This is a genomic window from Tautonia marina (assembly GCF_009177065.1).
In the GTDB taxonomy this organism is placed as follows: domain Bacteria; phylum Planctomycetota; class Planctomycetia; order Isosphaerales; family Isosphaeraceae; genus Tautonia; species Tautonia marina.
Genome location: NZ_WEZF01000001.1, coordinates 102947 through 115507, shown reverse-complemented (window position 1 = coordinate 115507; position 12561 = coordinate 102947). Strand labels below are relative to the sequence as shown.

The following is a 12561-nucleotide window of genomic DNA, read 5'->3' as shown; positions in this document are numbered from 1 at the left end:
GACGGTTCGATCCGGGCCAGGAGGGCCTGGGCACGCACCGGTGACAGGGAGGACGCCGATGAGGATCTGCATGGTCACCACCTTCTTCGGCGCCCACAGCTTCGGCGGCGACGCGGCATACGTCGAGCGTCTGGCCGGAGCGCTGGCGAGGAGGGGGCACGAGGTCCACGTCGCGCACTGCGTCGATGCGTTCGAGTCGGTTCGGGGCAAGCACCCGCTCCGCCCGTTCGAGCCACCGCCGGGGGTCACGGTCCACCCGCTCAAGAGCAAGGCGGGCATTCTCTCCCCGATCGCCACCCAGGTGACCGGCCGCCCCTACTTCAAGGCCGAGCCGCTCAAGACCTTGCTGGACGACGTGAAGACCGATGTCGTCCACTTCCACAACATCTCGCTCGTCGGCGGGCCCGCGGTCCTGGAGATGGGATCGCATGCGGTTCGCATCATGACGGCTCATGAGCACTGGCTCATCTGCCCGATGCACCTGCTCTGGAAATACGACCGCAGGCGTTGCGATAAGCAGGAATGCATCAAATGTAGCCTCGCCGGCAAACGACCTCCGCAGGCGTGGCGCTCGACCGGCCTGATCGACCGATCGCTTCGGCAGCTCGATGCCCTGGTCTTCCCCAGTCGGCACGCCCTGGAGGAACACCGAGCCAGGGGGATCGGCGCTCCGCTCGTCCACCTCCCCTACTTCCTGCCCGATGATTGGTCGGGCGGGATCGAGGACGAGGAGCCAACCCAGACCGAGCGACCCTACGTCGCGGCGGCGGGGCGACTGGTCCGCATGAAAGGATTTCAGCGCCTGATTCCGTTGATGCGATATCTGCCCGAGGTCGATCTGCGGATCGCGGGAACCGGGCCGTACGAATCGCGTCTGCGAAGCCTGGCCAGGGACCTCCCGAACGTCAAGTTTGAGGGCCTGCTCGGTCGCGATGGCCTGGCTCGGCTCTTTCACGGGGCGAGGGCGGTAGTCGTGCCGTCTCTCTTTCCCGAGACGTTCGGCTATGTGGTGCTGGAAGCCTTCTCGGTGCGAACACCGGTGATCGTCGATGTCGAGGGCGGCGCCCTCTATGAGAACGCCGTCGGCAGTGGCGGCGGGCTCGGCTACCGGACCGATGCCGAGCTGCTCTGGTCGATCCGCCGACTCGTCCACGATGACGATCTGCGCGAGGAGCTCTCGCACACCGGCTTTTCGAGGCGGATCAACGAATGGTCGGAGGCCGCCCACCTCGACCGCTACTTCGAGCTGATCGCCACCATCCGCGCCGGTCGGGCCGGAAAGGGGCCGCACCTGCCGGGCGTCGGCCAGGGCCGCTCGCTCGCAGACGCCTCTGCCGAAACCCCGAGTGCCGCCCGCGCCGACGGTTGATCCCGAGGCCCGCGAGGCTCCTCTCGTTCGCTCCCTCGCCCCCGCTCGCTCTCGGGGGAGAGGGTGGCCGAAGACCGGATGACGGGGGGCTCGGACGATGCGCCAGACTCGGCTCCGAACGCCAGGACCCCTCACCCCGGCCCTCTCCCCCGAGCAGGGAGAGGGAGACGGAAACACCGTACAAGCCGGCACCTGAGAATATTCACAACCCTCTCCCCCGCTCGCGGGGGAGAAGGTGGCCGAAGGCCGGGTGAGGGGGTCTGCGAGCCGGTCTCGAATCGCGCCGGAATGCGGGAACCGCTCAGGCGGGGCCACCGGCGGCGAGCTGAGACTCGGGCTTCGGCGCCTCGGCGTGGCCGTTGCTGTGCCCGTTGCCGTTGCCATTTCCGTGCCCGTTGCCATTGCTGGAGACGGTGGCCGCGAGCAAGTAGCCGCCGAGGGCCGACTCGCCGTGCTGGCTGAGGTCCAGCCCGATCAGTTCCTGCTCCTCGGTGACGCGGAGCGGAATGATGAAATCAACCACCTTGTAAAGGGCCAATGCTCCGAAGAAGGTAAACGCCGAGACGATCACCAGGGCGAGCATATGATAGCCGAACAGGGTGAACTCCCCTTCGGCCAGGCCACCGTCGGCGAAGACAGCCGTGAGAATCATCCCCACGATGCCGCCGATGCCGTGGCAGGGGAAGACGTCGAGCGTGTCGTCGAGCGTCGACTTCGTCTTCAGGTGGACAGCGATGTTGCTCACGACACTGGCCACCAGGCCGATGATGATGCTCTCCCGGATCGTGACGAACCCGGCCGCCGGGGTGATCGCCACCAGGCCGACGACCGCCCCGATGCAGGCCCCCAGGGCCGACGGCTTCTTGCCGAGCATCCAGTCCCAGAAGATCCAGGCCAGCATGGCCGCGGCCGACGCCGTGTTGGTGGTCGCAAAGGCCAGCGCCGCGTCGGAATTGGCCCCCAGGGCCGATCCGGCGTTGAAGCCGAACCAGCCGAACCAGAGCATCCCTGTGCCGAGCAACACAAACGGGATGTTGGCCGGCACGTGGTTCTCTCGGTTCTTGTGGCTGTGCCGCTGGCCGAGCAGCAAGGCTCCCGCCAGGGCCGCGAACCCGGCCGACATGTGCACCACCGTGCCGCCGGCGAAGTCGAGCACACCCCAGTTGCGCAAGAGGCCGTCTGGGTGCCAGGTCATGTGCGCCAGTGGCGAGTAAATCACGATGCTGAACAACACCATGAACAGCAAGTAGGCCGAGAACTTGACCCGCTCGGCGAACGACCCGGTAATCAAGGCCGGGGCGATGATCGCAAACTTGAGCTGGAACATGGCAAACAGCACGAGCGGAATCGTGGGCGAGAGGGCCTCGCTCGTTTCCCCGCCGACGCCGTCGAACATCAAAAACGTCAACGGGTTGCCGATGATTCCGCCAATGCTATCACCGAACGCCAGGCTAAAGCCGACGGCCACCCAGAGCAGGCTGATCACGCCCAGCGCAATCACGCTTTGCAGCATCGTCGAAACGACATTCTTGAAGCCGACCATGCCGCCATAGAAGAACGACAGGCCCGGCGTCATCAACAACACCAGGGCCGCCGCCGTGAGCATCCAGGCCGTGTCTCCGGGGCTGATCTCCTCGCCGACGGGTACGCCCGACGACCATCCCGTCGCAAAAAGCGCAACCAGTGCCAGAGCTGTCAGTGCCAAAAACGGAAGCGATCGTGCGCGAATCATGGGCATTTCTGGGGTCGAAAGAGGCAAGGATGGGGGGGAAGCATCGGGCGAAGAAAACTGTCAGAGACGGCCAGAGAACCGCGATAACCTGCTGTCAAACCAAAGGTTATCACGATCGAACTCGACCCGTTCCAGCCCGATGTCCGGGGGAGGCCCCGAGGGAGAGCATCCTCAACAGGCACGCCGCGTGCCAGGCGATCCCTCAGACGGCTCCCAGACAAGCCGTCCTCGGGGGCATTGAGCCGAAATTCCGCGCAGTCGAGCCCCATCGCTCGATTCCCAACCCTCGCCACGGCCTTACCTGAGGGGGGAGAGATGCCGGAGGCCCGGTGAGGGGGAGAAGGCACGATCGCAGAGCTTCACGACATGGCCCAGGACCCCTCAGCCCGACCCTCTCCCCGCGGTCGGGGAGAGGGTGAGGGAACGGCCGTTCTCCGCAATCTCCCAAGCTCAACGCTCGCTCCCGAAGGAGAGGTCAGTCGGCGCTTCCAACCCATTCGAGGACGGCGAAGATCGGGCTGTGGTCCGAGGCAACCGGTTCCTTAAGCACGCGGATCTCCACCACGCGCCAGTGGCCTGCGGGGCGGACAAGGATGTAGTCGATTTGCCGGGTCGGCCGTTCGGAGGGGTAGGTCGGAAGGGGGTCGGTGTTGGTCCGGGTCCAGGTGGTATCGAAGCGCTCGAGGGTCGGGCTGTCAGGCAGCGCGTTGAGGTCGCCCATCAGGATGGTCGGGCGGTCGGGAAGCTCGGCGGCGATCTTGGCGATCAGGTCGGCCGAGGCCAGGCGTTCGTCGTTCGGGCCTCGGTAGTCGAGGTGGGTGGCGAGCACCCGGATCGGGCCGGAATCACCGGGGCCCTGCACATCGACGACCAGGCAACCGCGCTGCTCCCCTTCATAAAAGCTGGGCAGAGGGACGTTGCGGCGATCGAGGATCGGCAAGCGTGAGAGCAAGGCGTTGCCGTACTCGCCTCCTTGCAGGGGAATGTTCCGCTCGAAGACGGCCTCGGTGCCGGTCAGGCGGGCCAGCTCGGCGGGCTGATCGACGGAACCGGAGCGGTTAACGTTGCGATCCACTTCCTGCAAGGCGACGACATCCGGCTCAACCGCGTTGATCACCCCGGCGATCCGTTCCAGGTCTACCCTGTCATCGAGCCCTCGGGCGTGGTGAATGTTGTAGCTCAAGACGCGGAGCCGAATCGGCTCGTCGGCCCCGGCGAGCGGAGCCAACCACGCGAACAACGTGATGGCGACCAGCCAGGCCGGAAGGGATCGAATTCGCAGGGCGAGGAACGTCAGCAGTGATGGCTCGGGAAGCATGGCGGCCTCGATCAAAAGGGGGTCAAACAAGCGACCGCTTCGAAACGATCGCGCCGCCAGTGTAGCGATGCGCCGCTGCGGAGGGCAGTTGTTCGGCTCCACAAACCGCCTGGGGCCGATCGAGGCTCAACGAGCCGGGCCCCCTTCGCTCAGGAATGATTGCGGATCGAAAGGAAGAACGGTTCAACCCGAGCGAGAGGGCCCGCAGTTTCGGAGGAGTGGAAGCCAGGAGACGAGCCATCGAACGCCGCGTCAATCAATTGCGGATCATGCTGTCAATCCGGCTGGAGTTCGACGGAGGCGCCTGGACCTCTCCGGAGAAGCTGGGCACCTCGGCCGAGGGGACTTCGCGGGTCAGATCGCTGTAGGGGCTGACGGGAGTGGCGGCCGATCCGCTCGGGGCACCGCCGGCGGCGTGCATGCCGCCCATCCCGGAATAGGGCAAGTACCGCTGACCTCGGGTGACGAACGGGTTGTAGTAGTTCGGCAGGAACATGGTTTCGGGCGGGACGGCCATGTAGCGGCGGAAGTAGTAGGCGGTGGTGCGGTCTTCTCGGATCGGCAAGGTAATGCCCGGATCGTACCAGCCGTAGCCGTCGGGCGAATCGTTTGGGAAGCCCCAGCCGTCGCCGGGTCCGGGGTTCGGCAGGATGAAGCCCCCCGAGCCGCCGTGCGCGTGATGATGTCCGTATTCGTGTCCGTGTCCAACTCCACCGTGCGCGACCGCGAGCGCTCCCGGACCATGAGCCGGCACGCGCATGCCGTGGACCGGATGAGCGGGGATCGGCGGTGGGGAGAGGATCTGCCCCCCAAGGGGTTGACCACCAAACACGGTCAGACCCAGAGCAATCGTCAGGCCGGCGAGCATCGGGACTCCCTCCTCTTTGAGATGGTGCTCGGGCGGTCGGCTGGCAGTCCTCCGGACTCCGACAACGCCCCGTTCCCGTTCATCGTTAAACCATCGACGCCGCGACCCGGTTCGACCCTCCCGATCCCCACGACTGTCCCGCAATCGCTTCCGGTTGTGACGGTTGCCGGATATGATGCAAGGGAACCCCCTGGCCTCCGACCGACAGTCCTCCGGCAGAACCGGCATGATCGCCCTGATCGACAACTACGACTCGTTCACCTACAACCTTGTTCAGCGCCTCGGCGAGATCGACCCGACGCTCGATCTCTGGGTCGTACGGAACGATCAGACGACCCCCGAGGAGATCGCCTCGCGGTCGCCGACGCACGTCATTATCTCTCCCGGCCCCTGCTCGCCGAACGAGGCGGGCATCTCGATGGCCGTGGTCGAGCAGTTCGCGGGCAAGGTTCCGTTGCTGGGCGTTTGCCTCGGGCACCAGTGCATCGGGCAGGTCTTCGGCGGCTCGATCGTCCGCGCCGATCGGATCATGCACGGCAAGACCTCCCTGATCTACCACGACAGCCAGGGGGTCTACCGCGGCCTGCCGAACCCGTTCGAGGCGACTCGCTACCACAGCCTGATCCTCAAGCCCGACACCGTTCCGGCCGACTTCGAGGTCGTGGCCTGGACCGATCAACACGAGATCATGGGCATCCGGCACAAGGTCTGGCCGCTCGAAGGCGTGCAGTACCACCCCGAGAGCTTCCTGACCAACGCCGGCACCGAGTTGCTGCGGAACTTCATCGGGAAATGACCGGCAAGGCCGATCCATCCCTCCGACTCGAAGCGAGATCCTGCGCCGATGCTCTCCGTCGCCGAAGCCCTCCGCGCCGTGCTCGATCATGCCCAGTCCCTCCCCCCGCGTCGGGTGCCGCTGGCCGACGCCCTGGGAGCCGTCCTGGCCGAGTCGGTGACGGCCGACCGCGACCTGCCGCCGTTTGATAAGGCCCTCCTCGACGGCTTCGCCGTGCGATCGGCCGACCTGCAAGGGGAAGGGCCGTTCGACCTGGACGTGATCGAGGAAATCACCGCCGGCCGGGTACCGACGAAGCCGATCGGACCCGGCCAGTGCTCGGCGATCATGACCGGCGCCCCGCTGCCCGATGGAGCCGACGCCGTCGTAATGGTCGAGGACAGCGCTCGAACCGGCGACCGCGTCACCCTCTCCCCCCGCAAACCGGTTTCCCCCGACGCGGGCCGCCTGACGAAAGGCCGGGAGATGCGGCAAGGGGAAACCCTGCTTGGCCCCGGCGATCGGCTCGACCCGGTCAGGCTGGGCTTGCTCGCGTCGGTCGGCTGGGCCTCGCCGCAGGTCGTGCCGAGGCCGGTCGTCTCCATCGTCTCGACCGGCGATGAGATCGTGCCGCCCGACCAAACCCCGGGACCGGGCCAGATCCGCAACAGCAACGCCACCATGCTCGATGCCCTGGTGCGAGCCTCGAACACCGAGAGCGCCGTGGCTCCCATCGCCCCGGATGAGCCGGTGCGGTTGCGGGAAATCCTGGCCGAAGGGCTCACGCGCGATGTCATGCTCATCACCGGAGGCGTTTCGGCCGGAAAGCTCGACCTGGTCCCGGGCACGCTGGAAGGGCTCGGCATGAGGGCCGTCTTCCACAAGATCCGACTGAAGCCGGGCAAGCCCTTGCTGTTCGGGATCGGGCCGGATCGCCCCGGCGGATTGCCCGGAACGCTCGTCTTCGGCTTGCCGGGCAACCCGGTCAGCGGCGTCGTGGGCTTCCTGCTCTTCGTCGCCCCGGCCCTTCGCGTCTTGCGCGGGCTTCAAGGAGCACCGGCCGCGACAATCACCGCCCGCCTGGCGAAACCGTTCGCCCACCGAGGCGATCGGCCGACCTTCTTCCCCGCCCGACTGGGCGAGGGCTCCATCATCGAGCCCTTGAACTGGGCTGGCTCGGCCGACCTGCGCACCGTGGCAATGGCCGACGGCTTCGCCGCCTTCGAGGCTGGCGACCGCGCCTACGACGCCGGCGCGTCTGTTCCGTTCCTCCCCCTGCCCCGGATCGACCCCGACGGGCCTCGGGTCGGCGGCTCATGAATCGGTATCGACCAAATCGATTCTGACGTGCCAAAGGATCGGCAACATCGATGAATCAAAATCTCCGGGATTTTCGTTGCAAGAGCTCGGCCGTTTGACGTAGGATTCAGTGATGGCCGAAGACAGCCGAGGATCGGCTGCCTCCGGGTCGGATGACCCCGTTTCCCGCATCCGAGCGGGGAGGAGGCTGCCATGTTTCTTTTTACCACACGACGCCTGGACGAATACCTGATTTCCGTGCTGCTGGCGCTGGGCATGGTCGTCCTGTTCGCCGGAACCGCTCGGGCCGATTATCGAATCGTCAACCAGACCGACAGCACCTTGCGCGTGGCGGTGTTTGAACCCGAAATGATGGGCCGCATCGACGGCTGTGGATGGCAAATCGTGGCACCGAGGGCCTCGGTGATGGTGTCGGCCTGCTCGCAGCCGGTCATCGGCTTGCTGGTGCAGGAGATCGCCACCGGCGCGGTTCTCGTTCCTCCCGGGGCGATGGGCACCAATCCCAAGCCTGTTTTCCGGGACGATTCCTTTACCGTGGCCGAGGGGGTCGAGCCGATGGGCCTGATCCGCCTGACCTGGGGCATGCCCCCGACCATCCGCCTGATTCCTGGCGATTGGACCGAGGCCGACCTGCCCGCGGGCTGGTTCACCGCCGAGGTTCCGATTGTTCCCAGCGACGGGACCTTTGAAGTGCTTCCCGTCGCCACCACGAAGCTCGGAAACTGGGCCGCAGAGTAAGGCGGCCATCGGTCGGGAGGGACGGAACCTCCCCGCATTGCAACTCGGCCACGGATTGGCGGGGAAGCAAACGCAAATCCCCGCCCGGCTCGCCCATCGACGAGCCGGGCGGGGTTCTTTGTCCTCGGCGGTGTGCAAGCAAGGCCCGCGGGATCGCCCGGCCGTCACTCCGCCTGGCCCAGGAGCCGCTCGAAGAACCGCCGAGCCTCCCGATGCGGTTCCAGGACGCCTTGCTTGGCCGACGGATCGGCCAGGTGGCCTTCGGGGTCGGCCTCGATCGCCTCGACCCTCGCGTCGATCCAGCGGAGGAAAAACTCCACGTCCGCCCGACGGACCGGCCGACGGGGCTCCCCGACCTCGACATAGAACGGGGCCGTGCTGGCAAATCGAAACGTCTCCGGCACGTCGGCGATCGCCCGGACGAGGCACCAGCCGCCCTGGTCGAAGTCCAGCGCCTCCAGTCGGATCGGCTCGCCGAGGTCCGGATCGTCAATCCGATGAACGACCTGGCCGTCTCGGACGACCTCGATGGCCTCGATCGGGTCATTCGACCAGATCCGCACGTCGAGATCGATCCGGACCGGCTCACCGTCGGGCGATCGCAAGACGGCTCCAGGGCGCTCGCCGTTGGCCCGGACGAGCAACAGCGGGCCATTGGTCACGAACGACCGGCCCTCGGCAAGCCCCTGCCACCAGGCTTCGTACGAGAAGGGAGCATCGAGGTGGACGTAAACCCGGTTGTATCCGACCGGGTTGGGCAGCACGCCCGAGGCCGAGCCTGCCGACGGGGGAATCCGGAGGCCGCAGTTGAGCAGCCGGTAGTAGATGTCCTGAGTATAGAGGCCGTTACCCCGGGGCGCGGGATACTGGTCGCGGTCCCTCGGCCGCCCCCAGGCCTCGTTGTCCAGGACGCCGAGACGCCACATGTGATTATGAGCAATCCCGATCGAGCGGACGTGACCGGTCGCCACCCAGGTCGGCATGTCCCACCAGAACGGCTTCTCGACATCGACCCAAGCCCCCTGCCCTGCGACGGCCTCGCGGAGGTGGACGACCGGAGAGGGGGCCTCGGGGCCGTCCGCATCCAGGTCGAGGGGCCGATCCAGGTTGAAGTACAGCAACGCCCCGCCACGGCGTTCGTCCTCGCAGGCCATCAGGTGGTACGCCCGCCCCGGTTCGGGCTCAAGGAGCCGTTGATCGGGCAAAGGGCGATCGCGCCAGGAACTCGTTCGATTCCAGACGGTGAGGACCGGGGCCAGGTGCAGATCCTCCGACCGGAGCAACAGCGGCAGGTCGCTCGGCGGTCGATGGACGTGGGTTTCGCCCGAGTACCAGCCGAGGGCCGGAAGGTCCACCAGCCGTTCCAGCGGGACGGTCAGGTCCAGGCGTTTCCCGCCCTCAAGCGCGAATTGTCCCGCCGATCGGGTGAATTCCGGCCCCCGCTCGACGACGTACGCATACGAGCCGGGGTCCAGGTCGAGCTCGACCGAGCCGTCGCAGTTGAAGTGGTCGCGCCAGTTCGGCAGGCCGGGAGGGAGCACCGGCTCGCCGTCGGGGCCGCTGAGCGACACCCTGGCGGGCATGAGTTCGGCCGCTCCCGACTCGCCCGGCCCGACGATCTGGAGCCGCACCGTCCCGACCTCGGCCCCGAGTGCCTCGGCCCGAGTCAGAACCGCCACGCCAAGCAGGGTCAGGCCCAGCAAGACGCGCGACACAAACAGGTGCAGGGTGCCCGACATGAGTTGCTCCCTGGTGTGAATAGCGTGGAGGTCGATCGAAGACCCGAACGTGCCGGGCGTTGCGGCGCAGGCCGTCGGCCGGGATAGTAAAGGAAATGGCTCGCCCCGGAGCGTGCTCCCGAGGATGGGTCGTCGTCACGCCGCGTCCCGAAGGAGTGAGTCCCGATGATCGTTCCGAGGCACCCTGATTGCAAGATCCTTCGCCGAGGGATCTCCTGGCTCATCTTGCTCGCGACCATCGCGGTCGCCTCTCCGGCGAACGCCCAGGATTTGAGGCCGATTGCGGTGGAGGGCCAGCCCCTGGCGGCGAACGTCGGCCGGGTGCTCCAGGCCCTGGAGCTGCTCGGCGCTCCGCTCCCTGCGTCGACCGCCGAGCCTTTGGGGCTCGCCCTTGAGACCCGCGACGCGCTATCGATCCAGAAATTGCTTGATGCTCACGTCCTGGCGGTGGTCTCCATCAACCCGGAGGAGCGGGTCAAGGTTGCTCGCGGACCGGCCCCGGCGACCCTGCAGCAGGGCGGTTTCACGCCGGTGCTCGTCAAGGTCGTCAACGAGAGCACGGCCAGCCGCAGGATGACGATTTCGAGCCCGCAATCGGGTCCGGTGACGGCCGGGGCGGCCATGCTCAGCATGACCCGGCAAGACCAACTCCACCTGAAAGAGGGGGAAGTCCCCGGCGGAGCCCCCGGCCGATTCCTCCAGGTCGAGCTGTTCGACGACCCTCCTATGACACCGAACCTCAGCGGCCTGGGGGTGGAATACGCCGTGGCCTTGATCTACAGCGCCGAGGCCGGCATCCGCGAGGCGACCCTCGGCTTCGAGATCGGCCCGGGCACCCAGGACCTGGGGTTCCGGGGCGAGGTCCCCATCCTTTTCGAGGTCCGACCGGCCATCCCGGTCACCTTGCACATCCGAGACCTCGACGGCTCCCCCACCACCGCCCGGCTGACCTTCCTCGATCGCTCGGGCCAGGTCTACCCGCCCCAGGCCAAGCGCGTGGCCCCCGACCTGTTCTTCCAGCGCCAGATTTATCGCAAGGACGGCGACGTGGTCCTGCTCCCTCCGGGACGCCTGACGATGATTTCCACCCGGGGCCCGGAATACCGCGAGCTGTCTCGGGAGGTGACCCTTCCCGAACAAGGCGAGGTGACCCTTGAGGTGCCCCTCGAACGCTGGATCGAGCCCTCCCGGTTCGGCTTCTACAGCGGCGATCACCACATCCACGCCGCCGGCTGTGCCCATTACACCGACCCGACCCAGGGGATCGTGCCGGAGGACGTCTTCCTCCAGGTCCAGGGCGAGGGCTTGAACGTGGGATGCGTCCTCACCTGGGGGCCCTGTTACGACTATCAGCGCGGGTTCTTCGAGCCAACCGTCCACGGGCTGAGCGAGCCGTTCACCCTGCTCAAGTACGACGTCGAGGTCAGCGGGTTCGGCTCGCAGGCCCTGGGGCACGTCTGCCTCCTGAATCTCCGCGACCAGACCTACCCCGGCTCCGAAAACACCGCGACGACCGGATGGCCAAGCTGGACGATCCCCGTGCTCCGCTGGGCGAAGCAGCAAGGGGCGATCACCGGCTACGCCCACTCCGCCTCCGGCCTCCAGATCGACCCCGAGCGTGCCTCCGGCCACCTGATGGAAACCCTCGACGCCAACGCCGACGGGGTGCTGTCTCCCCTGGAGGCCCGGGCGGGCCTCTTGACGGAGGACTTCGAGACGGTCGACGCCGACCGTGACGGGGTGATCGTCCCCGCCGAGCTGCGGGCCAGCCACGACCGGGTCGCCGACACGCTGCCCAACCTCGCAGTCCCCGAGATGGACGGCGTGGGCGCGATGGAAATCGTGGTCGCGGCGCCGCTGGATCTCTGCGATTTCATCAGCGCGATGGACACCCCCCGGATCGCCGAATGGAACATGTGGTACCACCTGCTCAACTGCGGGTTCCCGATGAAGGTCAGCGGCGAGACCGACTTCCCCTGCATGAGCGGCATGCGAGTCGGCCAGGGGAGGGTCTACGTGCAGCTCGGCGCCGTCGAGGCAATCGACTTCGACGCCTGGTGCGAGGGGCTGGCCGCCGGACGTTCCTACGTCTCCGACGGATACGCCCACGCCCTGGAGTTCACCGTGGGGGGAGCCTCGCCGGGTTCTCGAGTCGAGCGGGACGGGGCCTCGACCCTGGCCGTCCACGCCAGGGTCGCCTTCGCCCCCGAGATCCCCCGGGCGGTGGCGTACGGGAGCCTGGTCCCCGCCGGCGGCCCCCGGCTCGTGGGAGACACGGTTGACCTTCATGGCCCCCGCCTCGACGACCAGTTCACCGAGCCGGGCGAGCCCCGGATCGTCGAATTGGTGGTCAACGGCCAGGCCGTCGCGTCCCGAGAGGTCCCGGCCGATGGTGAGATCCACGCGCTCGAGTTCGACGTCCCGATCGACCGCAGCAGCTGGGTCGCCCTCAGGCAATTCCCCCAGATGCACACCAATCCCGTCGAGGTGATCGTCAGCGGGCAGCCGATCCGGGCCTCTCGGCAGAGTGCCCAGTGGTGCCTCGAGGCGCTCGAACAACTCTGGCGACGGCGCGGAGAATGGATTGCCCCGGCTGAGCGCGATGAGGCTCGCGCCGCCTACAATCTCGCTCGACAAACGTATCAGGACATCCTGCGGGAATGCTCAGACGACTGAGCCCGTCCCCAATGCTGCCTGGCGAA

General features: G+C 67.0%; 9 protein-coding genes. 5 read left to right on the top strand and 4 right to left on the bottom strand.

The window, feature by feature from the left end:
- Positions 1-58: 58 nt before the first annotated feature.
- On the top strand, positions 59-1369 hold the full coding sequence (locus GA615_RS00475) for a glycosyltransferase family 4 protein (RefSeq protein ID WP_152049296.1): 1311 nt from the start codon (positions 59-61) through the stop codon (positions 1367-1369).
- Positions 1370-1670: 301 nt separating this feature from the next.
- Here GA615_RS00475 and GA615_RS00470 read toward each other — a convergent pair whose 3' ends face one another.
- The 3 genes from GA615_RS00470 to GA615_RS00460 form a co-directional block, all read right to left on the bottom strand.
- A complete protein-coding gene (locus tag GA615_RS00470; protein WP_152049681.1) occupies positions 1671-3101 on the bottom strand; it encodes an ammonium transporter in 1431 nt (476 codons plus the stop codon).
- A 475-nt stretch (positions 3102-3576) separates the two neighbouring features.
- Positions 3577-4449 carry an endonuclease/exonuclease/phosphatase family protein gene (locus GA615_RS00465; RefSeq protein WP_235904955.1) on the bottom strand — a complete coding sequence of 291 codons (873 nt, stop codon included), beginning with the start codon at positions 4447-4449 and terminating at the stop codon, positions 3577-3579.
- A gap of 226 nt (positions 4450-4675) precedes the next feature.
- Entirely contained in the window at positions 4676-5287 is a 612-nt protein-coding gene (locus GA615_RS00460; protein ID WP_152049295.1) for a hypothetical protein, read from the bottom strand.
- Between the two features lie 226 nt (positions 5288-5513).
- Between GA615_RS00460 and GA615_RS00455 the strand changes: the two genes are divergently transcribed.
- The 3 genes from GA615_RS00455 to GA615_RS00445 all read left to right on the top strand — a co-directional run bounded on the left by GA615_RS00455 (position 5514) and on the right by GA615_RS00445 (position 8120).
- Entirely contained in the window at positions 5514-6083 is a 570-nt protein-coding gene (locus tag GA615_RS00455) for an anthranilate synthase component II (protein WP_152049679.1), read from the top strand.
- Between the two features lie 48 nt (positions 6084-6131).
- A complete protein-coding gene (locus GA615_RS00450; protein ID WP_152049294.1) occupies positions 6132-7382 on the top strand; it encodes a molybdopterin molybdotransferase MoeA in 1251 nt (416 codons plus the stop codon).
- A 192-nt stretch (positions 7383-7574) separates the two neighbouring features.
- Positions 7575-8120: a hypothetical protein gene (locus tag GA615_RS00445; RefSeq protein ID WP_152049293.1), complete on the top strand. Its 546-nt coding sequence runs from the start codon at positions 7575-7577 to the stop codon at positions 8118-8120.
- 164 nt (positions 8121-8284) lie between these two features.
- Here GA615_RS00445 and GA615_RS00440 read toward each other — a convergent pair whose 3' ends face one another.
- Positions 8285-9859, bottom strand: coding sequence for a CehA/McbA family metallohydrolase (locus GA615_RS00440; protein ID WP_152049292.1), 1575 nt, complete (start codon positions 9857-9859; stop codon positions 8285-8287).
- Positions 9860-10024: 165 nt separating this feature from the next.
- Between GA615_RS00440 and GA615_RS00435 the strand changes: the two genes are divergently transcribed.
- Entirely contained in the window at positions 10025-12535 is a 2511-nt protein-coding gene (locus GA615_RS00435; RefSeq protein WP_152049291.1) for a CehA/McbA family metallohydrolase, read from the top strand.
- The last annotated feature ends 26 nt before the right edge of the window (positions 12536-12561 follow it).

What these genes read in the sequence shown, in the direction of transcription:
- GA615_RS00475 (WP_152049296.1), top strand. Translation starts at nt 59, where the DNA reads ATGAGGATCTGCATGGTCACCACCTTCTTCGGCGCCCACAGCTTCGGC.
- GA615_RS00470 (WP_152049681.1), bottom strand. Translation starts at nt 3,101, where the DNA reads ATGATTCGCGCACGATCGCTTCCGTTTTTGGCACTGACAGCTCTGGCA.
- GA615_RS00460 (WP_152049295.1), bottom strand. Translation starts at nt 5,287, where the DNA reads ATGCTCGCCGGCCTGACGATTGCTCTGGGTCTGACCGTGTTTGGTGGT.
- GA615_RS00455 (WP_152049679.1), top strand. Translation starts at nt 5,514, where the DNA reads ATGATCGCCCTGATCGACAACTACGACTCGTTCACCTACAACCTTGTT.
- GA615_RS00450 (WP_152049294.1), top strand. Translation starts at nt 6,132, where the DNA reads ATGCTCTCCGTCGCCGAAGCCCTCCGCGCCGTGCTCGATCATGCCCAG.
- GA615_RS00445 (WP_152049293.1), top strand. Translation starts at nt 7,575, where the DNA reads ATGTTTCTTTTTACCACACGACGCCTGGACGAATACCTGATTTCCGTG.
- GA615_RS00440 (WP_152049292.1), bottom strand. Translation starts at nt 9,859, where the DNA reads ATGTCGGGCACCCTGCACCTGTTTGTGTCGCGCGTCTTGCTGGGCCTG.
- GA615_RS00435 (WP_152049291.1), top strand. Translation starts at nt 10,025, where the DNA reads ATGATCGTTCCGAGGCACCCTGATTGCAAGATCCTTCGCCGAGGGATC.